The sequence below is a fragment of the Curtobacterium sp. MCBD17_019 genome (assembly GCF_003234555.1).
Taxonomy (GTDB): Bacteria; Actinomycetota; Actinomycetes; order Actinomycetales; family Microbacteriaceae; genus Curtobacterium.
In genome coordinates, this window is the sequence record NZ_QKTT01000035.1 from 1 (window position 1) to 1,112 (window position 1,112).

1 pseudogene is annotated in these 1,112 nt (G+C 66.8%); it reads right to left on the reverse strand.

Features of this window, described 5'->3' with window-relative positions:
• Positions 1 to 992 (reverse strand): annotated as a pseudogene (locus DEI82_RS15905) (IS481 family transposase).
• Positions 993 to 1,112 lie beyond the last annotated feature (120 nt).

The window sequence follows — 1,112 nt, forward strand, 5'->3', positions numbered from 1 at the left end:
CTAGTTGTACTGCCCAGGGAGGTTGGTCAACCGAGTGATCGGTGACCGGTTCCCGATGGCGGTGTGGGGCCGGTGGTGATTGTAGTGATGCAGCCATGCCGGGAGGGCGTTCCGGCGGGCGTGCTCGGTCGGGTAGTGCCGTGAGAACGCCCACCCGTCGGCGAGGGTGCGGTGGAAGCGTTCGATCTTCCCGTTGGTCTGCGGCCGATAGGGGCGGGTCTTCTTCGGCGTGATCTCCAGCTCAGTGCAGGCCTCGCGCCAGGCGTGGGACTTGTAGGCAGAGCCGTTGTCGGAGAGGACCCGCTCCACCCGGACACCGCGTGCGGCGAACCACGACACGGCCCGCCGTAGCACCCCGATCGCGGTCGCTGCTTTCTCGTCGTCGTGGATCTCGGCGTAAGCGACGCGGGAGTGGTCATCGATCACGGTGTGCACGAACGCGGTCCCGATCAGCGGGCCGCGATGCTTGCTGCGGCCCTTACCGGGCGTTGCTGACCGGTTCCGCCCACCTTGCTGTCGGCCGACGTAGCGCCAGCCGCCGCCATCGGGGATGTTGCCGAGTTTCTTCACGTCGACGTGGATCATCGCGCCCGGACGTTCGTGCTCGTAACGGCGCACGAGTTCGCCGGTGCGGATGTCGATGTGGTGCAGCCGGTTCACCCGACAGCGGGTCAGCACGGCGTGCACTGTCGAGGCCGGCATGCCGAGTTGCCCGCCGATCCCAACGGGACCGAGGCGCTTTCGCCAGCGAAGTGCGACGACCTTCTTCACCAGCTCAGGGCGGGTGCGGTTCGGGGACCGGTGCGGACGGGACGAGCGGTCATGCATGCCCTCGGCGCCCATGGCCGCATACCGGTCGGCCCAGCGCTTCGCGGTCGGCCAGGACACGTGGAAGAACAGGCTGCGTGCCGGACTGGCCAGCCGTCATCGACGATCAGACGACCGATCCGGAGGCGTTGGCGTGGTGTCAGGGCAGCGTTAGCGTGGGACACGAGGACCTCCTGCGGAGAGTGTGTGAACTAGACAGCTCCACTCCACTGCAGGAGGTCCTTCTCACATCCCAACGACTACAGCGAGTCGTCGCAACACAACCAACGTCCCTGGGCAGTACA